This window comes from Candidatus Palauibacter sp. (genome assembly GCF_965208055.1).
Lineage (GTDB): Bacteria > Gemmatimonadota > Gemmatimonadetes > Palauibacterales > Palauibacteraceae > Palauibacter.
This window is the reverse complement of record NZ_CBDBNY010000004.1, coordinates 652880-675787: the sequence shown is the minus strand read 5'-3', so window position 1 is coordinate 675787 and position 22908 is coordinate 652880. Positions and strand designations below refer to the sequence as shown.

Annotated in this window: 24 protein-coding genes; 1 reads left to right on the top strand and 23 read right to left on the bottom strand. The window is 69.7% G+C overall.

The annotated features are described in order from the left end of the window. Window positions 1-20: 20 nt before the first annotated feature. From tpiA to ACOGXI_RS03070, 20 genes are all read right to left on the bottom strand, one after another. Complete coding sequence (gene tpiA / locus ACOGXI_RS03165) at window positions 21-785, bottom strand: triose-phosphate isomerase (protein ID WP_419937440.1); 765 nt, start codon at window positions 783-785, stop codon at window positions 21-23. Then, window positions 782-1978 (bottom strand): phosphoglycerate kinase, encoded by a 1197-nt coding sequence (locus tag ACOGXI_RS03160; RefSeq protein ID WP_419937439.1) that lies wholly within the window; start codon window positions 1976-1978, stop codon window positions 782-784. Before ACOGXI_RS03160 ends, tpiA begins: the two co-directional genes overlap by 4 nt. 20 nt (window positions 1979-1998) lie before the next feature. Beyond that, on the bottom strand, window positions 1999-3027 hold the full coding sequence (gap, locus tag ACOGXI_RS03155) for a type I glyceraldehyde-3-phosphate dehydrogenase (protein WP_419937438.1): 1029 nt from the start codon (window positions 3025-3027) through the stop codon (window positions 1999-2001). Beyond that, on the bottom strand, window positions 3024-3860 hold the full coding sequence (locus tag ACOGXI_RS03150; RefSeq protein WP_419937437.1) for a ComF family protein: 837 nt from the start codon (window positions 3858-3860) through the stop codon (window positions 3024-3026). Before ACOGXI_RS03150 ends, gap begins: the two co-directional genes overlap by 4 nt. Then, window positions 3857-4744, bottom strand: coding sequence for a shikimate dehydrogenase family protein (locus tag ACOGXI_RS03145; RefSeq protein ID WP_419937436.1), 888 nt, complete (start codon window positions 4742-4744; stop codon window positions 3857-3859). Before ACOGXI_RS03145 ends, ACOGXI_RS03150 begins: the two co-directional genes overlap by 4 nt. Beyond that, window positions 4741-5229 carry a low molecular weight protein arginine phosphatase gene (locus ACOGXI_RS03140; RefSeq protein WP_419937435.1) on the bottom strand — a complete coding sequence of 163 codons (489 nt, stop codon included), beginning with the start codon at window positions 5227-5229 and terminating at the stop codon, window positions 4741-4743. The genes ACOGXI_RS03145 and ACOGXI_RS03140 overlap by 4 nt, the downstream gene beginning before the upstream one ends. Then, entirely contained in the window at window positions 5226-5903 is a 678-nt protein-coding gene (locus tag ACOGXI_RS03135) for an L-threonylcarbamoyladenylate synthase (RefSeq protein ID WP_419937434.1), read from the bottom strand. Before ACOGXI_RS03135 ends, ACOGXI_RS03140 begins: the two co-directional genes overlap by 4 nt. Window positions 5904-5936: 33 nt before the next feature. Continuing rightward, complete coding sequence (gene ispD, locus ACOGXI_RS03130; protein ID WP_419937433.1) at window positions 5937-6665, bottom strand: 2-C-methyl-D-erythritol 4-phosphate cytidylyltransferase; 729 nt, start codon at window positions 6663-6665, stop codon at window positions 5937-5939. Continuing rightward, the gene (dnaB, locus tag ACOGXI_RS03125) at window positions 6665-8050 is read right to left on the bottom strand and encodes a replicative DNA helicase (RefSeq protein WP_419937432.1); all 1386 of its coding nucleotides are present in this window, start codon (window positions 8048-8050) and stop codon (window positions 6665-6667) included. Before dnaB ends, ispD begins: the two co-directional genes overlap by 1 nt. Further along, window positions 8043-8834, bottom strand: a complete 792-nt coding sequence (locus tag ACOGXI_RS03120; protein ID WP_419937431.1) for a uracil-DNA glycosylase — start codon at window positions 8832-8834, stop codon at window positions 8043-8045. Before ACOGXI_RS03120 ends, dnaB begins: the two co-directional genes overlap by 8 nt. Continuing rightward, a complete protein-coding gene (gene coaBC, locus ACOGXI_RS03115) occupies window positions 8831-10048 on the bottom strand; it encodes a bifunctional phosphopantothenoylcysteine decarboxylase/phosphopantothenate--cysteine ligase CoaBC (RefSeq protein ID WP_419937430.1) in 1218 nt (405 codons plus the stop codon). The genes ACOGXI_RS03120 and coaBC overlap by 4 nt, the downstream gene beginning before the upstream one ends. Before the next feature lie 16 nt (window positions 10049-10064). Further along, window positions 10065-10286, bottom strand: coding sequence for a hypothetical protein (locus ACOGXI_RS03110; RefSeq protein WP_310758955.1), 222 nt, complete (start codon window positions 10284-10286; stop codon window positions 10065-10067). 100 nt (window positions 10287-10386) lie between these two features. Next, the gene (gene gmk, locus ACOGXI_RS03105; protein WP_419937429.1) at window positions 10387-11052 is read right to left on the bottom strand and encodes a guanylate kinase; all 666 of its coding nucleotides are present in this window, start codon (window positions 11050-11052) and stop codon (window positions 10387-10389) included. Beyond that, window positions 11049-11930, bottom strand: a complete 882-nt coding sequence (locus tag ACOGXI_RS03100; protein WP_419937428.1) for a YicC/YloC family endoribonuclease — start codon at window positions 11928-11930, stop codon at window positions 11049-11051. The genes gmk and ACOGXI_RS03100 overlap by 4 nt, the downstream gene beginning before the upstream one ends. Before the next feature lie 31 nt (window positions 11931-11961). Then, window positions 11962-13794 (bottom strand): TonB-dependent receptor plug domain-containing protein, encoded by a 1833-nt coding sequence (locus ACOGXI_RS03095; RefSeq protein ID WP_419937427.1) that lies wholly within the window; start codon window positions 13792-13794, stop codon window positions 11962-11964. Next, window positions 13791-15236 (bottom strand): leucyl aminopeptidase, encoded by a 1446-nt coding sequence (locus tag ACOGXI_RS03090; RefSeq protein ID WP_419937426.1) that lies wholly within the window; start codon window positions 15234-15236, stop codon window positions 13791-13793. The genes ACOGXI_RS03095 and ACOGXI_RS03090 overlap by 4 nt, the downstream gene beginning before the upstream one ends. Window positions 15237-15393: 157 nt before the next feature. Further along, on the bottom strand, window positions 15394-16518 hold the full coding sequence (locus tag ACOGXI_RS03085) for a citrate/2-methylcitrate synthase (RefSeq protein WP_419937425.1): 1125 nt from the start codon (window positions 16516-16518) through the stop codon (window positions 15394-15396). Window positions 16519-16662: 144 nt separating this feature from the next. Then, entirely contained in the window at window positions 16663-16914 is a 252-nt protein-coding gene (locus tag ACOGXI_RS03080) for a hypothetical protein (RefSeq protein WP_419937424.1), read from the bottom strand. A gap of 159 nt (window positions 16915-17073) precedes the next feature. Beyond that, window positions 17074-17211 carry a hypothetical protein gene (locus ACOGXI_RS03075; protein ID WP_419937423.1) on the bottom strand — a complete coding sequence of 46 codons (138 nt, stop codon included), beginning with the start codon at window positions 17209-17211 and terminating at the stop codon, window positions 17074-17076. A 57-nt stretch (window positions 17212-17268) separates the two neighbouring features. Further along, entirely contained in the window at window positions 17269-17922 is a 654-nt protein-coding gene (locus tag ACOGXI_RS03070; RefSeq protein WP_419940144.1) for a lysophospholipid acyltransferase family protein, read from the bottom strand. Window positions 17923-18118: 196 nt separating this feature from the next. On the opposite strand from ACOGXI_RS03070, the gene ACOGXI_RS03065 reads away from it, so the two are divergent. Beyond that, window positions 18119-19363 (top strand): hypothetical protein, encoded by a 1245-nt coding sequence (locus ACOGXI_RS03065; RefSeq protein ID WP_419937422.1) that lies wholly within the window; start codon window positions 18119-18121, stop codon window positions 19361-19363. 28 nt (window positions 19364-19391) lie between these two features. On the opposite strand, the gene ACOGXI_RS03060 is transcribed toward ACOGXI_RS03065, so the two are convergent. From ACOGXI_RS03060 to ACOGXI_RS03050, 3 genes are read right to left on the bottom strand one after another with little or no spacing between them, the layout of a single operon-like run. After that, a complete protein-coding gene (locus ACOGXI_RS03060) occupies window positions 19392-21098 on the bottom strand; it encodes a 4Fe-4S dicluster domain-containing protein (RefSeq protein WP_419937421.1) in 1707 nt (568 codons plus the stop codon). Continuing rightward, window positions 21095-22198, bottom strand: a complete 1104-nt coding sequence (locus tag ACOGXI_RS03055) for a P1 family peptidase (RefSeq protein ID WP_419940143.1) — start codon at window positions 22196-22198, stop codon at window positions 21095-21097. Before ACOGXI_RS03055 ends, ACOGXI_RS03060 begins: the two co-directional genes overlap by 4 nt. 58 nt (window positions 22199-22256) lie before the next feature. Further along, window positions 22257-22805, bottom strand: coding sequence for a peptidylprolyl isomerase (locus ACOGXI_RS03050; protein WP_419937420.1), 549 nt, complete (start codon window positions 22803-22805; stop codon window positions 22257-22259). Window positions 22806-22908 lie beyond the last annotated feature (103 nt).

Genomic DNA, 22908 nt, shown 5'->3' with positions numbered 1-22908 from the left:
GGCCGCCAAGACCGTGCCAGTTATGCGCCCGCCGCGCAGATCGAGGCCCAACTGTCGGGATCGAGACTCGCCCCCCCCACGAGTACGCCGTCCACCCCCCGGGCGGAGAGGAGCGCCTCGATGTTGGCCGGCTTGACGCTTCCGCCGTAGAGGATCACCGCCCGTTCGGCGTCGCATCCCTCCGCCTGCGCGAGCCGGTCACGGACGATGGCGTGGGCCTCCGCGGCATCGGCGGGGCTCGCCGTACGCCCGGTGCCGATCGCCCAGACGGGCTCGTAGGCGTATACGAGACGGGTTCGGTCCTCCTGGTCGAGTGGGCGGAGGGCTTCCCGAATCTGCGTTTCGAGCACCGTCGCCAGCCGTCCGGACTCGCGCTCCTCGAGCGTCTCGCCCACACACAGGACGGGACGGAGTCCGGCCTCCAGAATGCGAACCAGCTTGAGTCCCACGTCCGCATCGCTGTCGCCGAACTCCCGCCGGCGTTCCGAGTGGCCCGCCAGTGCCCAGGCGGCGCCCGTCGCGGGGACCATGCCCGCCGAGATGCCGCTCGTGTGCGCACCCTGGACCTCGGTGTGTACGTCCTGCACGCCGAACTCCAGATCCGGACGCCCGGAGGCCGCCGCCGCAAAGGCCGTCAGGCTGATGGCGGGGGGGAACACGACCACCGTCGCGTCGCTGCGGCGTCTGTGGCGCGCCGCGAACCGTTCCACGAACGTCCCGGTCTCATCGGGGCCGTGGCACATCTTCCAGTTCGCGGCGAATACGGGGGTACGCGGCTGACTCACGGACGCCTCCTTTCGACGAGAACATCGAGTCCGGGCAAGCGCCCGCTCGACAGGTACTCGAGGGCGGCTCCGCCCCCGGTGCAGACATGCGATACGTGGTCGAGAAGCCCGGCCCGGCGAATGGCCGCCGCGGAGTCGCCGCCCCCGATGACCGTGAACCCGCCCGTCGCCGTCACCTCCGCGGCGGCTTCCGCGATGGCAAGCGTCCCCGCCGCAAACCGCGGGTCTTCGAACAGGCCCATGGGACCGTTCCAGAAGAAGGCGGCGCACCCGCGCAGCGCCTCGGCGTAGCGACCGCGAGACTCGGGTCCGATGTCCAGGGCGGCCATCCCCGGCTCGATCGCATCGACCCGCACGTCCGCGACGCTCTCCCCCGCCCCGCTCGACCGGTCCACGACGATCACGTCGGTCGGCAGCCGGATGCGTTCCTCCCCTGCGGACAGGATGGACCGGGCGAGGTCGAGCGCCGCCTCCTCGACGAGCGAGGCTCCGGTCTCGATCCCCTGTGCACGGAGGAACGTATTCGCCATGGCGCCGCCCACGAGGATCAGATCGGCGCGTTCCACGAAGCGGCGCATGAGTTCGATCTTGTCGGCAATCTTGGCCCCTCCGAAGGCGACGACGAACGGGCGGCGCGGTCGGTCGAGCGCGCCCAGCGCCTCCACTTCGCGCTCGACGAGCAACCCCGCCGCGGCAGGGTTCAGCCGGGCGGGCACGCCCGTCGTCGACGCGTGCGCGCGGTGCAGCGTGCCGAAAGCGTCATTGACGAAGAAGTCGCCGAGTCGGGCGAGGCGACCGGCGAGCGCTTCGTCGTTCGCCGTCTCCCCGGGCAGGAAGCGCGTGTTCTCCAGAAGGAGGACCTGCCCGCTCCGCAGTTCGCGGCTGGCGCGGAGCGCATCCTTCCCGTCGCACGGGGCGGAAAAGAGGACTTCGCTCCCGAGGAGGTCGGCGAGCGCGGAGGCCACGGGCTTCAGCGACAGCGCGGGATTCGGGCGCCCGGCCGGCCGGCCCAGATGCGAGAGCAGCACCGGCCGCGCGTCACGCCGCAGCAACCACCGGAGCGTCGGCAGCGATGCTTCGATACGCGTCGCATCCGCAACCTGCCCCGCGTCGAGCGGCACGTTGTAGTCCACTCGCACGAGTGCCCGCTTCCCGGCCAGATCGGCCGGGAGGTCGCGCAGGGTCCTGGCCACGAGAGGGCGGTTCGGGCCGCTCAGGCCCCGACGGAGGCGGGCAGACGCTCTCCGACGAAACTCGCCAGGTCCACCAGGCGATTCGAGTACCCCCACTCGTTGTCGTACCACGAAATGACCTTCACGAGCGTGCCGTCCATGACCGATGTCGACTGTGCGTCGATGATCGCGCTGGCGGGGTGTCCCGTGAAGTCGACGGATACGAGCGGTTCCTCGGTGTATTCGAGCACGCCGTCGAGCGGCCCCTCCGCAGCCTCGCGAAACGCGGCGTTGAGCTCGCCCGCCGACGTGCTCCGCGACACGGTGGCCACGAGGTCCACGATCGACACGTTCGGCGTCGGGACGCGCATCGCCATTCCGTCGAGTCGTCCACTCACCTCCGGAAGAACGAGACCCACGGCCTTCGCCGCGCCCGTCGTCGTGGGGATGATCGAGAGCGCGGCGGCGCGGGCACGCCGGAGATCCTTGTGCTGCAGGTCGAGGAGCTGCTGGCCGTTCGTGTACGCGTGAACGGTCGTCATGAGACCGCGTTCGAAGCCGAAGCGGTCCAGCAGGACCTTCACGACCGGAGCGATGCAGTTGGTCGTGCAGCTCGCGTTCGAGATCACGTCATGCTTCGCCGGGTCGTATTCATCCGCGTTCACGCCCAGGACCAGCGTGATGTCCGGTTCGACGCCGGGGGCGGAGATGATGACCTTCTTCGCGCCCGCGCTCATGTGCCGGGTCGCATCTTCCTTCTTGCGAAAGATCCCGGTGGATTCGATCGCGACGTCCACGCCGAGTTCCGCCCAGGGAAGGTTGGCCGGGTCGCGTTCGGAGAAGACGCGCACACGCTCCTCTCCCAGGATGAGTTCTCCCCCGTCCACGCGCACGTCGCCGGGGAAGCGCCCATGCACGGAGTCGTACTTGAACAGATGGGCGAGCGTCGCCGCATCCGTGAGATCGTTGATCGCAACGAAATCAAGGTCTCCGCGCGGGCTCTGAAGCGCCGCTCGGAGGATATTCCGGCCGATGCGGCCGAAACCGTTGATGGCAACCCTCACACTCATTCGGATTCCTCTCGGGAAGGATCAGGGGCGAAGCGCCCGGTCGGTGACTCGTCCCTGTCCAGGGGACGCAAGGTGCGCGCAAAACTAACGGTGGCCACGTTGCGGAATCCAGCCTCGGCCAGCGTCTCGGCGCAGGCGATCGCGGTGGCTCCCGTGGTGAGCACATCATCGACGATCATGGCGCTCCGGCGCTCGTGAGGGAGGCCGGCGCGCAACCGGAAGCGGCCCTGTACGTTCGCGCGGCGCAGAGCCCCGCGGACGCCGGCCTGGCGACCGCCTCCCGGCCGGCGGGCGAGGAACAATCCCAGGGGCCCGACACCGCGGTCGGCAAGCGCGCGGGCCAGTTCCCCCGCCTGATTGAATCCCCGTTCCCGCTGCCGGGCGGGCGCGAGCGGCACCGGGACCAGCCACGGCGCGCCTTCGCCGATCCGGGACGCCATCGCTTCGGCGCCGGGAGCCATGCGGGCGGCCATCCACGGAGCGAGTGCACGCCAACGGTCGTATTTCAGGGCGCGCACCGTCCGGGCGGCCAGACCTTCGAAGGCGAAGGGCGCGTCGGCCGCCGCCAGGACGTCGGGCCACTCCTCGCAAGTGCCGCACCGCACGAGTTCCCCGGCCGCGGCCGCGATGTTGCCGAGCGGCTGAGCGCAGCGGGGGCAGCGGGGATTCGCCAGCCGCGGGAATCGTGACCGACACAGGGCGCACAGCGGCGGGCCATCGGGAGCGACGCCGCGGCGGCAGCCCACACACGCCGCGGGCACGAGCGCATCGAAGGCCGCGGCGGCCGCCCGGCCCATGAGACGGAGCCGGCCGGCACGAGCCGCGGCACTCACCCGGTGCCCGATCCATCCCCCGATTCCGGCCCCGACCGCGCTGCGAGTTCAGCCACAGCTGCCTCTCGCATCGCCTCGAACGGGGCCTCGAGGCCGGGGAACCAGCGCTCGAGCGAGAGCGCCGCCTGGCCCACGAGCATGTCGAGTCCATCCGTGGCCCGGATGCCGAGCGTGCGCGCGTGTCGAATCCACGCCGTCCCTCCCGCGGCGTACACCATGTCGACGGCTGCGCCGAACCGCCCCCCGTGCCCTCCCGGACCCAGGTCGAGGGGAAACGGATCCCCGGGCGAAAGCCCAAGGCTCGTCGAATTCAGCACGAGATCGTACGTCGCGCCGGGGTGCGGCGCCGCGGCTACACGCACGGCGTCCGCCGCGCGGGCGGCGTCGGTCGCGTGGGCCAGCGCCCGATCTCGCAGCGCGTGTGCACGTGCCGGCGTCCGGTTGAGGATCTCGACGGACGACACTCCGCCTTCGAGCAGTGCATGAACCGCGGCCCGGGCCGCGCCCCCGGCGCCCAGGAGGAGCACGCGCCCGCCCTGCGGCTGGAAGCCGAGACGGGAAAGGGCGATGCGGAGCCCGCCGACGTCCGTGTTGTCGCCCGCGAGTTCACCATCCGTGCGTCGCCACCAGCAGTTGCACGCCCCGGTCGCGCGAACCGCGGCGCTCGGTCGCGTGAGGGCTCGGGCCGCCCGGAGCTTGTGCGGGAGCGTCACGTTTCCGCCGGCCAGACCCGCACTCCGCATGATCGATCCGACTTCGCCGGGAGCGGTCCGCCGGGCGGTGTATTCCGCGTCGAGTTCGCGGATCTCGAAAGCTGCGCGGTGCATCGCGGGTGAAATCGAGTGCCGCACGGGATCCCCGAGGAGCACGAAGCGGAGCGTCACGACCCGGCTCCTACGCCTCCTCCTCGTTCGTCTTCGTCGAGCGCGTCAAAGAGCCCCCGCATGGCCCGCGTCAGCAACTCCCGCGTCGCTTCGTACGTCTCGATATCTCCGCCATACGGATCCGGGACCCCGCCTTCGCGCCGGCTGTGGCGCGGGGGCAGGAAATCCGTCATGACGTGGACGGCCGCGTCCGGAGCCAGGCGTGCGACCGCCCCGGCATGCGACGCCTCCATGCCGATGATCACGTCGGCCCACTCGACCAGTTCCGGCGAGAGTTCCCGGGAGGCGTGTCCCGCGAGGTCCAGTCCGTGCGCGGCGGCGACCGCAATCCCGGGACCGGAGGCCGGCCGGCCGGGAAAGGCGAAGGTCCCCGCCGATGCGCACGAGACCTCCGACCACCCCCGCGCGTCGGCTTCCGCCCCCGCGATCACCTCGGCCAGAGGACTGCGACATATGTTGCCGGTGCAGACGAAGAGGAGGTTCATGGGGACGGCCTTCCGAGAGGATGCGGCGAGAGGACCCGGGTGATGTCCGTCGCCGGCACGGCGCCCTGCCGCAGAATCTCGACCGCTTCCCCCGTCACGCGCACGAGGGTCGACGGAGTCGAGCCGGCGAGATCGCCCACGTCGAGCCAACCCACGGTTCCCGCATCGGATCCGACCCTCGACAGCACGGCCCGCACCTCCCCGCCCGTCCTCGCGGGGGGTCTCCCCGTCACGTTCAGGCTCGTTGATGTCATCAGCCCGCCGGCTCGATCGAGGAGGCGTCGCACGACCGGATGAGGGTCGACGCGCACGGCAACCCCGGTGCGGCTCCCGTCCTCCAGCACCAGAGTGAGCGGTCCCGGCCAGAAGGCGTCGGCAATCCGGCGCGCCGCCTCCGTCCACCGTGTCCCGGGCAGCGCCTCAACGAGCGCGGTACGGCTCGCGGCAAGCCGGATCAGCGGCCCAAGCGGCCGCCGCTTGATCGCGGCAATCCGCGCGTCGACCTCCGGCCACGGACGGCCACCCAGCCCGTATACCGTCGAAGTCGGGTGAGCCACGACCCCCCCGGCGTCGAGCAGCGCCACCGCCCGGTCGAGCGCGTCATCTTCGGCCACCGGCGCCCGGCCCGGTCCGGTTGACCCCGGAGCGCCCGCCCACTCGCGCCATTTCACCACGTCGATACCGTTCCCGCTCCCGTCTCCATGACACTAGTTCCCCGCAGCGATCAACCCGGTCTCAACCATGGCGCGCGCCAGCGCGAGGTCGCGCGCGGTCGTGATCTTCAGGTTCGCCGGATCCCCCTCCACGGTGGCAACGTCGATGCCGAGCCGCTCGCACAGCGACGCGTCGTCCGTGATCGCCGCGGCGTCCTGCGCCTCCCACGCACCCGCATCCTCGAGTGCGTGAGTACGGTTCAGGACCTCGGCCGGAAACCCCTGTGGCGTCTGTACGCGGCGGAGCTGCTCGCGTGGCACGGTCTCCTCGATCCATCCTCCCTCGTCCACCCGCTTCACCGTGTCTTCCACGGCGATCACCGGCACCACCGGGCCGCCCCGCGCTCCGTTCACGACGCGGGAAACGAGCTCGGCCGACACGAACGGACGCGCCCCATCGTGCACGAGCACGGTCTCGACGTCCCCCGCCAGGGCTTCGATGCCGGCACGCACGGAATCGGCCCGAAACACGCCACCCGGCACGACGAGAATCCCATCCGGAAGCCATGCCGGGGGCGACGCCGCCCGCGGCGGAGAAAGCACCAGCGCGACCCGGTCGATGTCGGGATGGTCGAGAAACGTCCGTACCGACCAGGCGAGAACCGGCATGCCGCAGAGATCGACGAACTGCTTGGGCCGTGAGGCGCCGAAGCGATGCCCCTGCCCCGCCGCGACGACGATGGCGCCCACGCCGCGGGGAGCCGCCGGGCCTCGCGACCGCATTAGTCGGGTTCCGGACGGCGGCTCACGGATTCGAACGCCGTGAAGGCCTTGTGGAAATAGAGTTCGACGGTTCCGGTCGGCCCGTTGCGCTGCTTGCCCACGATGAGTTCGGCCTTCCCCGCCAGTCCCCGCTCCTCCACCTCTTCCGGCTTCCGGTGCATCTCCTCACGGAAGATGAAGAGGACCACGTCCGCGTCCTGTTCGATCGCTCCCGATTCGCGCAGGTCCGAGAGCCGCGGACGATTCCCTTCGCGCTGTTCCGGCGCTCGCGAGAGCTGGGAGAGCGCGAGGAGCGGCACGCCGACCTCCTTGGCAATCGCCTTCAGGGACCGCGAGATCGCGCTGATTTCCTGTTGGCGGTTTTCGACCCGCGCTCCGCCGGACATCAGCTGCAGGTAATCGAGCACGACGAGCCCGACTCCGACCTCCGCGTGGAGGCGCCGCACCTTGGCACGGAGTTCGATGGGCGAGATCGCGGGCGTGTCGTCGATCCAGATCGGGGCCGTGTTCAGGTGTCCGGCTCCGCTCGCCAGCCGCGTGAAGTCGTCGGAATTCAATCGCCCCGTCCGGAGGCGGCTCGAATCCACCTTGGATTCCGCACTCAGCATCCGCTGGACGAGCGACTCTCTCGACATTTCGAGCGAGAAGATCGCCACCGGAACATCCCCGGCGATCGCCGTATGCTGGGCGATGTTCAGCGCGAAGGCCGTCTTGCCCATCGAGGGGCGCCCGGCGAGGACGACAAGATCGGCCGGCTGGAACCCCGCCGTCATCCGGTCGAGGTCGGGGAAGCCCGACGCGACGCCGGTGATCGAGCCCGGGTTCCGCACGAGTTCGTCGATCCGGTCCATCGTCGAGCGCAGGACCTCCTTGATGCGGACGAAGGTCCCGCGCTGCTCCGCCTGCGAGATTTCGAAGATCCTCTGCTCGGCGCGGTCGAGCGTCTCGTCGACTTCTCCCGACCCCGTTTCGTAGGCGTCCTGGATGATCTCGGTGGCGCTGGAGATGAGCCGCCGAAGCACCGTCTTGTCGCGCAGAATCCGGCAGTGGTAGCCGATGTTGGCGGCGGTGGGCACGGCGTCCACGAGTTTGGCGAGGTACGCCATCCCTCCGACACCGTCGAGTTCCGCCGCGGTCTGGAGTTCGTCCGCGAGCGTGACGGCATCGATCACGTCGCCGCGGCCGTACAGACGCACCATCGCGCGGAAGATCCGGCGATTGCCTTCCCGGTGGAAGGCGGAATCGTCGATCCGCTCGAGGGCGGTCGCCACGGCGTCGCCGTCGATGAGCATCGCCCCGAGGACGGAGATCTCGGCTTCCTCGGACCAGGGCGTGCGTCGGGCCTCGATCGCGTCGCCGGGGAGACTGATCGCCGTCTCAACCAATACGGGCCTCGCGATCTTCCACGCCATCGAGCATGCCGCGCACGATCTGCAGGTCCTCCCACGTCGGCCGGATCCAGGCCGGGTTGCGGAGCAACGCCGCCGGGTGGTACGTGGCGACGACGGGGTACCCGGAATAGCGATGAACGGTGCCTCGGAGCCGGCCCAGCGCGGATTTCGTTTCGAGCAGCGTGCGGGCGGCGAAGGCGCCGAAGGCGATGATCACCTCGGGTTCGATGAGCGCGAGTTGCCTCAGGAGGTAGGGAGCGCAGGCTGCGACCTCCTCGGGGAGCGGGTCGCGGTTCCTGGGCGGTCGGGACTTCAGCACGTTGCAGATGTACACGGACGTTCGCGGAAGCCCGATCGACATCAGCAGCCGGTCGAGCAGGTGGCCCGCCCGGCCGACGAAGGGGCGGCCGGTTTCATCCTCTCGCGCCCCGGGCGCCTCCCCCACGCACACGACGCGGGCGTCCGCCGCCCCCTCCCCGAAGACCGGGTTCTTTCGCGATTCATGAAGCGTGCAGCGAGAGCAGGAGGCGACGAGTGCGGCCAGCGTCTCCAGATCCGGCGCCTCCGCGATCTTCGGCCCCGTTGCCGCGGCGTCGGGGCTCGTCCTCGCGCCCGGAGTGACAGCGCCCCCTCGCGCCGCGCGCCCGGCGGAGGCCAGACGGCGGACGACCTCTTCGCGCGTCGCATGTTCCAGCATGAGCGCATTCCCCTCCGCGGAGAGCGTCTGCTCCAGAAAAGCCTGCGCGAGCGCCCGGGCCCCGGCATCCGGCGGGTTCACCCCTCTACCGCCGCCGGGAACGCGGCTTCGATCCGATCGAGCAACTCGTCCGCCAACTCGGTCTTCTCCGCCAAAGGCAACTCCTCGACCCTGCCGCTCCGGTCGATCAGCGTGATGCGGTTCGTCTTGGACTCGAATCCCGCGCCGGGCTCCACGGCCGAGTTCACCGCAACGAGATGCATGCCCTTCCGCTCGAGCTTCTCTCGGCCGCGGGCAACAGCATCCTCCGTCTCGAGCGCGAAACCCAGAGTAAAGATGCCCTTCCGTTCGCGGAACGTCCGCGTCTCCATCAGCAAATCCGGTCCCGCCCGGAGCGCGAGATCGAACGCGTTCCCGGTCCGGTTCGTTTTTTTGATCTTCGAGGGCGCCGGGTCGATGGGCTCGAAATCGCCGACGGCTGCAGCCATCAGAAGGATGTCGGCATCCGTCAACGCCGTCTCCAGCGCAGCCAGCATCTCGCCGGCCGTCTCGACCTCCACCGCGCCGGGCCCCGGGGGTCGCGGCATCCGGCCGGGCCCGCTGATGAGCGTGACCTCGGCCCCACGCCGCCAGGCCGCCGCGGCGAGCGCGAACCCCATGCGGCCCGAGGAGCGGTTCGAGATGAAGCGGACGGGATCCAGCGCGGCTCTGGTCGGCCCCGCCGTGGCGACGACCTTCCGCCCGCGCAGACCGGTCGCCGTCTCCAGCGCCCGCCCGATGCGCGGCAGAATCTCCTCCGGCTCCAGCAGCCGCCCCGGCCCGCTTTCCCCTTCCGCGAGCGGCCCATCGGCCGGCCCGGCGATCGCGTAGCCGACCTCGGCCAGCCGCGCGACGTTCGCCTGCGTGATCGGATGCTCCCACATCCGCGTGTTCATTGCGGGACAGACGATCACCGGAGCCGGCGAAGCCAGCACGGCGGTCGTCGCCAGGTCGTCCGCGGCGCCGGCCGCCAGCCGGGAGATGAGGTTGGCCGTCGCGGGCGCGACCACGACCACATCGGCCTCGAGCCCGAGATCCAGATGCGCCATGGGCCGGTCCCACAGCGACGCGTGTGCCGGGCGGCCGGTCATCCCCTCGAAAGTAACGCGTCCGATGAAGCGCTCGGCCGCTGCGGTCAGGATGACCTCGACCCCGGCGCCGGCCTCGATCAGGCGGCGGGTGAGGATCGCGCTCTTGTACGCGGCGATCCCGCCGGACACGACGAGCAACACGCGACGACCATCGAAAGGCCGCACGGAGGCGCCGGGTGCGCTAGGGCATCAGGGTGGGGCGCGCCCGGACGAGCCGGTATTGCAGCTTCTTTTCTTCCGAGGTCAGCGCGTCCGCGGCGACCGTCGTCAGCTTCTCCGCGCCGTATGGCGAGCGCTCCAACGGGAGGGCGTTGAGTTCGCGCGCATACTTCGCGGCGACGAGTACGCCCAGATACTTGTTGGTCGCCGCCTTCGCCACGGCGTCCGGCGTAAACACCTTCATTCTATTTCTCTCCCTCGACCCTCAGGGTCCAGCGCTGTCCATGGCATTCCGCGCGGCGGTCCCGGCCGGACCGCGCCCGTTCGGGAATCTACCACATGCGTCAAAGGGTATCCAACTCCCCGATTTCCCCGATGATGCGTTTCACGTATCGCCGCTCTGCCGACTCGAGGCGGTGAGGGGGCACGAGTCCTTTCGCGACGAGCGCCGACACTTCGGCGACCGCGTCCTCGATCCGGTCATTGACGACGAGACGATCGAACTCCTCCGCGGCGCGCAGCTCCGAACGCGCGTTCGTGAGCCGGCGCCGAAGTTGCTCCGGATTTTCGCTGCCCCGCCCCCGCAGTTGCCGCGCAATCCGTTCCCCCGTGGGTGGGACGATGAAGATCGAGAGGACGTCCGCGACGGCCTCCCACACCTGCCGAGCCCCCTGCACGTCGATGTCCAGCAGGAGATGGGCGCCCGCGTTCCGCGCCCGCTCGAGATTGTCGCGCGGCGTCCCGTAGCGTTCACCGTGGACGGTCGCGTATTCGAGCATCGCCCCCGCGTCCACCAGCGCCTCGAACCGGGTCCGCGAGACGAACCGGTAGTCCACGCCATCCCGTTCTCGCGCACGCGGCGCTCTCGTCGTCATCGAGACCGAGAACAGGAATCCGGGGGAGCCGGCGTCGGCGAGCAACCGATCGCGGATCGTCGTCTTCCCGGCTCCGGAAGGTCCGGAGAGAATGACGGGAAAGAGGGTACCGGCCCCGGATGCCGCGGGGCTCACTCGACGTTCTCCACCTGCTCCCGGAGCCTCTCGATCTCGTTCTTGGCCTCCACCACGAGTCGCGAGATGCGGGGGTCGTTCGCCTTTGCGCCCAGCGTGTTGACTTCGCGCTGCAACTCCTGAACGAGAAAGCCGAGCCGCCGTCCCACCGGCTCGTCGACCGGGGCCTCCAGAAACTCTTCGAAGGCCTCCACATGCGAGCGGGCCCGCACCAGTTCCTCGCTGATCTCCCAGCGGTCGGCGATGAGCGCGATCTCGCGCGTCAGCCGATCCTCATCCAGGCTCTTTCCGACCAGGCCGTCGACCGCATCGCGAAGCCGGCGGCGTTCACGTTCGAGGCGTTCCGGCGCCAGCGCCTCCGCACCATCGACGGCGCTCCGGATGCCCGCCAGCCGCCCTCGAAGATCGACCTCCAGCCGAGCCCCTTCCCGATCCCGCATCTCCACCAGCAGGTCGAGCGCGTCCGCCGCGGCCTGCTTCACATCGTCCACGTCCGGTTCGAACTCCGTGCCCTCACCGCCCGCCTTCCGGAAGATGCCGCCCACGCGCAGCAGCGAAGCCATGTCCGGTTCGCCGGACACGCCGAAGTCATCCCGGAGCCGGGCGCACGCATCGAGTACTTCCCGCACGCGCGCCTCATCCAGGGTCGTGCCTCCAGCGTCCGGCATGTTCTCCACCCGGACGAACAGGTCCAGGCGGCCGCGGCGGGCCCGGGCTTCGGCGAGGGCGCGAAGCTCGCTTTCCCAGCGCTCTTCTCCGGGGGGCGCCTTCACCACGACCTTCAGCCCCCGGGAATTCACCGAGCGCGCTTCGACCGTGACCGCCCCGCTCTCCCCCGTCACGGTCGCCGAGCCGTAGCCGGTCATGCTGCGAATCACGTCGATGTCTCCCGAAGCGGCGCCCGGTGGATCAATTGAAGAACTCCCAGCGAAGACCGAACACGTTGAGCCGCCGGGGGAACAGTGCTCCCTCGAAATCTCCGATCTCGTCCCCGCCCAGGTTGCCGAAACGCCAGAAGAACCGAAAGTCGCCGATCTTGAACATCAGGTGCCCCCCCATCCAGCTGTCGGCGTCCAGCATCGCCGGGTCGGGCGAGCCGGGCACCGGGACCAGCCGCGCGCCCCGCCGGTCGATGAACACGGACACCCAGATTCGGAGGTTCTCCTCGAAGAAGGTGTCGTACAGGTATAGCTCCGTGCGGAACAGGCGTTCGGGGAGAAAGAGGGTCTCGGCGCCACGGGAATCGAACTTCCGCCACGAAGCGCGCAGGCGGATCGGCTCCACGCCCCGAAGCAGCACGCCGAGCGGCACGACCGGCCCGTCGAAGCGCGCCTCCAGCGATGTGACGTCCACCTCCCCCGTGTCCGCGACGACGAGCCGGTCGAAGGGCGCGCCGAAGCCGAACTGCCGGTCCATCCGCTGCTCCGAGTAGCGCCCGGAAAGGTTGAACGGCCCGATCGCGAAGGCCGCCGAGGCGCCGCGGGAGTCGAACCGGACGCTGTCCGCGAGCACGAATTCCGAGGTCTCGAGGCTGTCGAGCATGGCATGTTGGGGAAAGCCGATGCCGCGCGCGCCCTCCGCCGTGAACGCCCTCAGCTCGATCGGAAAGAGGAGCGTCTCCCGGAAGGCCAGCCCCGCCCGCCATGATTTCGTGGGAAACTCGTTCCAACTCGCGAGTTCCGCTCCGCCTTCGAGCGCGAAGGGACCGATGGGCTGCCAAGCGGAGAAGTCCGCAAGGCGCGATGCGTAGGCGTCGCGCCCGGCGAAGCGGAGGCCCATCGACACCGCCCCCGATCCGGGTCGCGCCGAGAATCGCAGGCCGACGCCATCCGCGCCCCGCTGGGGCGGCGATATGCTGTCCGGGAGGTTGTCGACGACATCCGTGAAGCTCGTGGCCTGCCCGTAGGCTTCAACCTGGGCCCGCTCCCCGAGGTTCGCCCGCGTCCGGAGCACGAATTCCCGGCGCGAGAACTCGAGCGTGTCGAGCCCGGTGCGGTCGATGGTCTCGGAACGATACTCGAACTGAGCCCCGAAATCGTTCGAGCGCGGCATCCACGAGAAGCGGCCCTGTACCGCGAATCGGTCCTGATTGTTCTGCCGGTCCTGGACGTCGTACCGCTCGAACGAGGCTTCCACGTTCGACGCCCCTCCCAACCGGTTGGCGAAGACGGCGTCGAGGATCTCGGAGCGGGGATCTCCGGTCACTCCGCTGACGCGCGAGTAGGCCTGGACCCCGTCGTGACGGATGAGGTCGACATCGATGACGAGCCCGTCCGCGCCGCGATACACGCGCACCCGGTCGACGTAGTTCAGCGACACGCGCCGGAGGTCGGCCTGGGCCCGGGAGAGGGAGAGGACTTCGCGGCCGTCGATGTAGAGGGTCGCGAACCCGGGTCCGAAGCCGCCGTCGAACACATGGTGGGGCCCCTGGTAGAACTCGCCGCGAACCCCCGTGATTCCCGGAACGCGCTCGAGAAGGAGTTCGAGGAGAGTGAATGACGGCGACGCATGCACGCACTCCCGGTCGCAGTCGAAGATCTCGTGCGTCGGACCGCGCAGGCCCGTCAGCCGCCCCGGAAAGCTCTGTGCCCGTCGCGGCGTGGTGTCGGCGAACGCCGCGAGGACCGAATCCGGCACGACCTCCAGGCTGTCCGAGACCGGCGGCTCCTGGGCGTGGGCCGCAGAGGCGCCCCCAACCGCGAGCAGCAGCGCGCCGAGGGCGCGGACGAAGAGCTTCGTCACCCTCGCTCGCGCACGCGCAGCCATTCATGGACGAGCCGGACGCCAACCCCGGTGGCACCCTTCGGCTGCCAGCCGCGCGCCTCCTTCGCCCATGCCGTCCCCGCGATGTCGAGGTGGGCCCAGGGCACGTCGTCCGACACGAACTCGCGCAGGAACCAGCCCGCGGTGATCGTGCCCGCGCCTCGGCCACCGATGTTCTTGATGTCCGCGATGTCGGAGTCGAGCTGGGCTCGATACGCCTTCCACAGCGGCAGAGGCCACGTCCGTTCACCCGTCGCTTCACCGGCCTCCGACAACTCGTCCGCGATACCCCGGTCGTTCGCGAGCACCGCCACCGCGTGATGGCCGAGGGCGATGACGCAGGCCCCGGTCAACGTGGCCATGTCGACGATCGCCACCGGATCCAACTGCTGGGCGTACGTGAGTGCGTCCGACAGGATGAGGCGACCCTCCGCGTCCGTGTTGATGACCTCGATCGATTTGCCCGAGAGCCCGCGGATCACATCCCCCGGCTTCACGGCATCCCCAGCCGGAAGGTTTTCCGTCGCCGGCACGAGGCCGATCACGCGCTGCGGGATTTCGAGGCGCGCCGCCGTGATCATGATCCCGAACACGGCCGCGGCGCCCGCCATGTCGTACTTCATGTCCTCCATGCCCGAGGCGGGCTTGAGCGAGATCCCTCCCGCATCGAACGTCACGCCCTTGCCGACCACGACGACCGGATCTCCTCCCGAGCCCTCATGCTCCATCTCGATGAAGCGCGGCTCCTCGACGGACCCGCGGGCCACGGTGAGGAGACCCCCGAATCCTTCCTCCTCCAGCCGCTCCCGATCCCGCACCTCAACCCGGAAGCCATGCTCTCCCGCCAGGCGCTCCGCCTCGGCTGCGAGGTACCGCGGGGTCGCCACGTTGCCCGGCAGCGTTACGAGTTCGCGCGTGGCGTTCTGCGCCGCGGCGAGCACACACCCCCGCCGCACCGCGGCCTCGGCATCCCGGCCGGCTTCACCCCCCGCGAGGAGGACCCGTTCTTCCGGTGCGCCGGCCCGGCCCTCCGTGTCGCGGAGCCCGTCGTAACGCCAGTCCCCCAGCGCGAGTCCCTCGGCGGACGCCTGCCACACCGCGCCGTCCGCCGTCTCCGGGACGCGGAATCCGACCGACCCGAGGCCGCGCTCGCGAGCCGCTCTGGCCCCGGCCCCCGCCGCGCGCCGGCACGACTCGGCCACCGGCCTCGCTCCGGCGTCCAGGCGGACGACGAAGACATCCGGGGTCTCCGGCGCCCCGAGCCGCACCCAACCCGACATCTCCCCGGAGCCTCCACGGCCCTCCAGCCAGGCAGCGGCGGGGTGTTCCCACCACTCTCCCGTCGCGTCCGCGCCATCGAACCATGGGACCACGAGAGCATCCAGTTCCCGGTCGACAGGTATCCCCGAGCGTATCTCCATCGACACCTTCCTTGTCTCGACCTTGTTCTCGAGCTTGTCTCAACGAAAGAAGCGGGCTCGGCAGCCGTGGAGGCCTGCGGCCCGCTTCCGTTGGCGTGATGGCCGGCGCCGGACGCGGCAGGCTCCGGCCCGCTCCGGCCCTTGCCGCGGCTTCGGCTCAGCGCTGGTCCATCGGCGCCCAGCGCAGGTCCATCTCACCCACATACTCCGCACGCGGCCGAATGAGCCGGTTGTCCGCGTGCTGCTCCATGACGTGCGCCGTCCAGCCGCCCATCCGCCCCATCGCGAACAGCGGCGTGTAGAGGTCGATCGGAATGCCCAGCGCGTAGTAGACCGTGGCGCAGTAGAAGTCGACGTTCGGATTGATCCCCTTCTCGGAGATCATCCGGTCTTCCAGCTTGCGGGACATCTCGTAGAACTTTTCGAGGCCCGCCTGCTGCGTGAGCACGCGCGACATCTCCCGAAGATGCGTCGCCCGCGGATCCTCCGTCTTGTAGACGCGGTGGCCGAAGCCCATGATCTTCCGCTTCTCCGCGAACGCCCTGTCGAGCCACAGCCCGACGTTGTCCGGGTCGCCGATCTCGAGCAGCGTGTGCATGGCTCTCGCGTTCGCTCCGCCGTGCAACTCGCCCTTGAGCGCCCCGACACCGCCGGTCACGGCCGAATGCATGTCCCCGAGCGTGGCGGCGATGACGCGACAGGCGAACGTGGATGCGTTGAACCCGTGGTCCAGGTAGAGGAGGAGCGTCCTGTCGAGCGCCTCGACCGCTTCCTCCGTGCCCGGCTCGCCGTTCGCCATCCTCACGAAGTCGGCGGACAGCGAGAGCGTCGGGTCGGGCTCCAGCGGCTCCAGCCCCTGCCGAATGCGGTGTATCGCCGCGATGATGGTCGGGGTCCGCGCCACGAGCCGTTCCGCCTTGCGCCGGTTTGCCTCGAGTGAGTTGTCCTCGGCATCGGGATCGTACACGCCCTCGAGGGAGACTCCTGTCCGAAGCGCCGACATCGGGACAGTCTCCGTCGGGAGACCCTTCAGGCCTTCCACGGTTCGCGGATCCAGAGCGCGTTGGGCGGCGAGAGCCGACTCGAACTCGTCGAGTTCCGTACGTCTCGGCAGCCGTCCGTTCCAGAGCAGGAACACACTCTCGGGGAACGAAACGTTCGGAGCGAGTTCGTGGATGTTGTAGCCCCGATAGACGAGGATGCCCTTGAGCCCGTCGATGAAGCTGAGTGAAGTCTGCGAGGCGACGACGCCTTCCAGTCCTTTTCCGGCGGCGGCGGTCATTCTGTCACGAGGCCTTTCGGTATCGGTGTAAACATCGGAGGGAGTCCCGGGCGCCCGGGTCGGGAGGCGCAAACCCGTTCCAGGTCCGCGGCAAGCCCCCCGCGCGGCCGCCTTCGGCCGGGACGCGGGGGTGCGTACGGACGGCTACCGGATGGCAGGATCGAGTTTCGCCTTCTTGAAGTGCTTCTTGAGATCATCGAGACTGAGCTGCTCGAACGAACCCTGCGGGAGCCGAAGCCGCCGCTGGGTCTGGTGGGGGTCGGAGAAACAAACGAACACGACCGCCTCGAAATCGTCGGGCGGAGCCTTTTCGTTCGGGTCCGGCCAGAAAACCTCGCGCGAAGCGAGCCATGCTTTCCACCGGCGCCCGTCGTCATCCTGGAAGGTCTTTGTCATTTCCACCTCTGACGGCCGGGACGCTCCGCTCGCAAACGGGCAGCGCGACGTTTCCGGCCTGAATACGCACTCTTCGCAGCCAAGTAAAGTAGCGCGCGATCACGAAATCGGGAAGAAGGTGCGCGGTTCGGAGGGATCGGCGAATGCGGTCTGGTGCGGTCAGCCCGGCGGGACCTCCCCGTCCGGCGCATCGAGCTCACGGAGCCGGCATGCGAACGCGAAACCACCGCCCATGAGCAGACCCACGAGCAGTCCGAGCATAATCGTCACGAGGACGTAATAAAGTGTGATGGTCATGTGGGAAGAATGTCGGATCCGACCGCGGATGTCCAGCGCCCGGCGCGCCTTGGCCTGTTACGCGCGGGCGCGGCGCAGCCGCCGGAGAACGCGTTGCTGGAAGGCGATCCGTTCCATCACGCGATTGACGATCTGTTGGGCGCTCTTTCGCGAACGGCCTTCGGCGGCCAGGTCGTCGTACGGAACGGGCCGACCCACGTAGATCGAAACGCGCTGCCCGACCCGCGGCAGGCGGGCGCCTATGGGAAGGACGCGGTCCAGCCCCTCCAGCGTGATCGGGACCACCTGTGGGCGGTTCTGGAGAATGACCATGCCCGCGCCGGCCCGACCCCGTCCGACCTTGCCGTTCCGCGAACGCGTACCCTCCGGGAAGAGCGTGAGCGTCCCCGTTCGAAGCACGCTTGCCGAGCGAATCATCGCCCTCAGATCGCGGCGGCCGCGCCGCACCGGAATGCACTTGAACTGGTGGAACACCCATGCGAACAGCGGGTTCTTGAAGAAGTTCTCCGCCGCGGCCGCATTCCAGGGCGCGAGGTGGGGTCTGAACGTCTTCTCGGGGAAAAACAGGTAGTAGGCGATCGGAAACGAGTCGATCATCGATTGGTGATTCGAGAGGATGAGCGTGTTCGGGACGTGGGACATTCGTCGGCGCCCGTAGACTCGCGTTCGATTGAGGACACCGAAGAGAAGGAAGACGCAGGGCGGAGCCACGAGATTCGTGATGATCCAGCGAGTGACCGGTGTCAGCCATCGCGTGATGGGGCCCGGGGCCCAATCCGGAGGCGATGCGCTCGCCCGCTTCGGGTTCTCGCGATCCATCATCGCCTGAGAGTAGGTTGCCACGGAATCAGCGGGAAGACCGGGCGGTCGAGACGTCAGCGAACCAGAGGATTTGGAGCCAGCACCCGTGCAAGCGATGGATCTTGCGATCATCGGAGCCGGACCGATCGGGCTCGAGGCCGCGGCCCGCGCGGCCCGCAGCGGACTCCGGGCGGTCCTGGTCGACGCCGGGACGGTGGCGGATCACGTCCGCGCCTGGGGTTGGCTGCGACTCTTCTCCCCCTTCGAGTGGAACGCGGGGCCGGTCGGGCTGGAGATTCTGCGCGGCCGCGGGGTCGACCTGCCGGCGGCGGGGGCGCTGCTCACGGGCTCGGAGTTGCGGGCGCACTATCTCCTGCCCCTGGCCGCGGCCCTGCAGCCGCGCGTGGAGGTCCGCAAGGGTGCGCGCGTGCGTGACGTGGCCCGGGCGGACTGGCTGAAGGGCGAGGCGCTCGGCGACGCAGCCCGGGCCGACCAGCCCTTCCGGCTTCTTCTCGAGGAGAACGGCGCGGAGACCGAGGTGTTCGCCGGGACCGTGTTCGACTGCTCGGGGACCTACGGGCAGCCCAACCGGGCGGGCCCGGGCGGCGCCCCCGCCATCGGCGAGCGGTCCGCGCGACAGGCGATCGAATACCACGTCCCGGATGCGCTCGGCGCCCACCGCGAGCGCTACGCGGCACGGCGCACGCTGCTCCTCGGCAGCGGACATTCCGCCGCCACCACGGCCTGCGCCCTCGGGGCCCTGGCCCGCGCCGTCCCGGGGACGCGGTTCACCTGGGCCAGCCGCGAGGCTCGCAGCGCCCCGCTGCAGGCGATCGCGGACGACCCGCTTCCCGAGCGCGTGAAGCTCACGCGCCGCGCCAACGCGATCGCCGCCGAACCGCCGCCCGGTTGCGAGTGGCTCTCCCGAAGTCGGCTGCTCGCCGTGACGCAAATCGATTCGAGCGGACTCGAGGTCGACCTGGAGATCGCCGGGCAGATACGGCGCGACCGTTTCGACCGGATCGTGGCGAACGTGGGTTACGAGCCCGACGACCGCCTCTATCGCCAACTCCAGATGCACGCCTGCTACGCGTCCCTCGGCCCCATGGGCGTCTCCGCCGCGCTTCTCGCCGCTCAGGGCGCGCCGGACGGCGCGCCCGCCGACTGCTGCATCGCCGAGGGCACGCTCGGACCCGAGACCTTGAGGAATCCCGAACCGGGCTTCTTCATCCTGGGCGCGAAGAGCTTCGGCAAGAACTCCGCCTTCCTGATGCGGACGGGGTACGAGCAGGTCGCCGACGCGTTCTCGCTCCTCGGCTGGAACGCCGCGCGGGCGACCGGGACGCGCTGACCCGGCAGGCCGTGTCGGCCCGCCGGGCTCACATCCTCTTGTAGACCGGTCCGCTGCCGCCCTCCCGCGGCGTCCAGCGCGGACCCAGGACATCCGTCGCCTTGCAGTCGATGCAGTTCGGCGCGTTCACGACCAGGCGGTCGCCATCGCGCTCGTACACGGCCGCCGGGCAAAGGCTCTCGTACAACTCCGCCATCTCCGGCGATACGGCTTCTCCCGCTTCTTCCCCCTCTTCTTCCCCCATGACGAGGTGCGAGGGGATGTCATCCCGGGTCGCGTTGCCGGAGCGGAAGACCGCGTCGACCTTGGCGACGGCGTGCTCCCCTTCGTACACCGACTTGAGGTCCAGTCGCTTGCGGCGAGGGCGCGCCGCATCGGGCTCGCTCCGGATGCGGGCGCCGGGGAACGTGCCACCCGTGGCCTGCATGATCCCTGCCTTGACGCCGCCCGAGAAGAATCCGGACTTGAAGGCGAGCCGCTGGTTTCGGTTGCGGTACAGCGGGTCCCGGATGAGGCTCTCCCTCAGTGCCGCGTCGTAGGACGCCAGTCGAGCCGCGGAGACAGCGCCCTGCGCGCTCTCCGCTCCGTCGTGCCCGTCCGACAAGGCCCGGCCGATGGCATCCGCCGCGAGAATTCCCGACCGCATCGCGTAGTGGATGCCCTTCAGAGACGCGACATCCACGAGTCCCGCGGCATCTCCCGCAATGAGCAACCCATCCCCGCTCAGGCGGTCGGGGATGGCGTGGTATCCGCCCTCCGGAATCGTCTTCGCTCCCCACTCCACGAGTTCGCCGCCATCCAGGATACTGCGCACGAACGGGTGCTGCTTGAAGCGCTGCAACAGCGCGTGCACGTCGAGGTCGACGTAGGGCGCGTCCAGACCCACGACGAGACCGAGCGACACGAGATTTCCACCCATGGGGTAGATGAAACTGCCCCCGAAGGCATCCCGCGGAAGCGGCCAGCCCATCGTATGTGTGACCGCATCGGGCGGCTGCGCGACCTCCCACAGTTCCTTGACTCCGAGCGCGAAGATCTGCGGGTTGGCCGAGCCGACGCCCTCTCGCTCGAGCCAGGCCTGGCTCAGAGGCCCGCGAGTCCCCTCGGCGAGAACGGTGGCCCGCGCGGAGAGGTCCGTGGCCGGCATGTAGCCGCCCGCCGGATTCCCCTCCCGGTCAAGGCCGGCCGGCGTCGTGCGGACGCCCAGGACGTGCCCTCCGCGCATGAGGAGCGCCTCGGCGGGGAACCCCGTGAATACGTTGACCCCGAGCTCCTCCGCCTTCGCACCCAGCCAGCGCACGATCTCGCAGATCGAGCCCACATGATGGCCGTGGTTCCGCATCGACGGCGGGGTCGGGACCCGGACCTTTCCGCGTTGAGTGAGGAGCAGCACCCGGTCGCCCGCCACGCGGCCCCGGAGCGGAAGATCCGCCTCGCCGAGGTCCGGAAAGAGCATCTGAAAGGCTTCCGGGTTCACGACCGCCCCGGAGAGACAGTGTTCCCCGAGTTCACGCGACTTCTCGAGCACGCCGATCTCGAGGTCGGCGAGGGGCCCGCCCTCCGCGCGGTCGCGCGTCGCCAGCTGAGCTAGCCGGATCGCGCCAGCCAGCCCGGCGGGACCTCCACCTACGAACAGGACATCAAGCGGCACGGCCTCCGAGTCGGGGTCCCCTTCGACGATGAGGCGCCCCCGCGGCAGCGGCGGCTGCTCGGATGCGGGAATCAGCGGTTTCACCGCGGCGTCCCGAGGACGCCCGCCTCGCGGAGCAGCCGCAGCGCGGGTTCGAGCGGGAGCGATTCGACCGTCCGCCCCCGATGCCCCGTCACCGACGTCGCCCCGAACAGGGAGTTGATGACGGCTTCGTCCGTCGCCTCGACCACCGCCTCGAAGACGCGGGACAACGAGCGGCCGTCCCGGATCGCAGCCCCCTCGTCAGTCGAGAAGGCGATCGCGTAGTCGCCCGAGCCGTGCGACATGTACGACCCCGTGCGGGCGATCCCCATGAACGCGCGGTCGGCCACCCGGTCCAGTTCGCGGTGCGCCAGCGGCAGGTCCGTCGCGATCACGATCATCACGGAACCGTCGCCATCCCCCTGGTCGCGCCCTCCGCGCAGGCCGGCCGCGGCGAGCTTCTCTCCCACGCGCACGCCATCGATCCGCAGCGAGCCGCCGAAGTTGCTCTGCACGAGCACGCCGACGTTCACGATCCGCCCGCCGATCTCGAACCGGCGCGACGAGGTCCCGATGCCGCCCTTCCAGCCGAATGCGATCGTCCCCGTCCCGGCCCCGACCGACCCCTCCTCCACGGGGCCGCTCGCCGCGGTCCGCAGCGCCTCGCGCACATGCTCGGGCCGGATCGGGCGCACGCGGATGTCGCTCAGGTATCCGTCGTTCGTCTCCCCGACGACCGGATTCATCGACCGCACGTCGCGGTTCGCCGGGAGCGAGAGGAGCGTGTCCAGGAGCGCATCCGCCGCGCGGAACACGCTCAGCGTCCCCGTGAGAAGGATCGGCGTCTCGAGTTCGCCCAGTTCGTTGACCTGGCTCAGCCCCACGAGCTTGCCGAAGCCGTTCCCGACCGCGATCGCCGCCCGCACCCGCCGCTCGAAGACATTGTCCCCGTGCGGGAGAATCGCGGTGACTCCGGTGCGGATCGAGTCGCCCACCCACACCGTGCGGTGGCCCACCCGCACCCCGGGCACGTCCGTGATCGCGTTCAGCGGTCCCGCCGGCAGCCTCCCGATGAGCACGCCCGCATCCCGCGCGCGCGGCCGCTCCCCGCCGACCTGCCCCGCCTCCTGACCGCTGGCGTCCGTGGGCGGCAGCACCGTCATGGCCGCGAGGACGAGCGCCGCCGACCCCGTCCGGCTGCCCGTCCTGCTGCCCGTCCTGCTAATTCCCACCGCTGATCGTCGCCCGCTCGATGTAGTCCAGTTCGGCGAACTCCGCCTCCAGGTAGGCGTTCCCTTCCTCCTGAATCCGCCCCTGGCTCGGCCCGCTCCCGCCCGGCGCCCCCTCGCCGTACCCGGAATACAGCGCGTCGACGACATCCATACCCGAAATCACCTCGCCGATGGCCGCGAACCCCATCCCGTCGAGACGCGAGTTGTCGCCGAAGTTGATGAAGAGCTGCGTGCTCCGGCTGTTCGGCATCGACGTCTGGGCAAAGCTCACCCGCCCGCGCGTATTCCCCGTTACCACCGGGTCATCCTGGATGTTCGCCTCCCGCCACGCGCTCTGGATCTCCGGGTCTCCGTTGATCCCGAACTGCGCCATGAAACCGGCGATCACGCGGAAGAACCTCACGTCGTCGAAGAACCCGTTCTCCACCAGGTTGTAGAAGCGGTCCACGCCGTTGGGGGCCCACTGGCGGTGCGCCTCCACCACGAACGTTCCCTTCGAAGTCTCGAAACGAGCCTGAAAAGTCTCCGGAGCCGTCATGTTCACCTCTGCCAAAGCCGGGTTCCGCAGGAATTCGCTCGGCCCTCCACCCCCCTCACAGGCGACTCCCGCCACCAGACACCCGAGGAGCAACCAACCCGGC

Excerpts from the sequence above, each read along its gene's own strand:
- gap (WP_419937438.1), bottom strand. The coding sequence starts at position 3,027 with ATGAGTGTGAGGGTTGCCATCAACGGTTTCGGCCGCATCGGCCGGAAT.
- ACOGXI_RS03140 (WP_419937435.1), bottom strand. The coding sequence starts at position 5,229 with ATGAACCTCCTCTTCGTCTGCACCGGCAACATATGTCGCAGTCCTCTG.
- ispD (WP_419937433.1), bottom strand. The coding sequence starts at position 6,665 with ATGCGGTCGCGAGGCCCGGCGGCTCCCCGCGGCGTGGGCGCCATCGTC.
- ACOGXI_RS03110 (WP_310758955.1), bottom strand. The coding sequence starts at position 10,286 with ATGAAGGTGTTTACGCCGGACGCCGTGGCGAAGGCGGCGACCAACAAG.
- ACOGXI_RS03090 (WP_419937426.1), bottom strand. The coding sequence starts at position 15,236 with ATGGAGATACGCTCGGGGATACCTGTCGACCGGGAACTGGATGCTCTC.
- ACOGXI_RS03085 (WP_419937425.1), bottom strand. The coding sequence starts at position 16,518 with ATGACCGCCGCCGCCGGAAAAGGACTGGAAGGCGTCGTCGCCTCGCAG.
- ACOGXI_RS03080 (WP_419937424.1), bottom strand. The coding sequence starts at position 16,914 with ATGACAAAGACCTTCCAGGATGACGACGGGCGCCGGTGGAAAGCATGG.
- ACOGXI_RS03075 (WP_419937423.1), bottom strand. The coding sequence starts at position 17,211 with ATGACCATCACACTTTATTACGTCCTCGTGACGATTATGCTCGGACTG.
- ACOGXI_RS03055 (WP_419940143.1), bottom strand. The coding sequence starts at position 22,198 with ATGACGGTGCTGCCGCCCACGGACGCCAGCGGTCAGGAGGCGGGGCAG.
- ACOGXI_RS03050 (WP_419937420.1), bottom strand. The coding sequence starts at position 22,805 with ATGACGGCTCCGGAGACTTTTCAGGCTCGTTTCGAGACTTCGAAGGGA.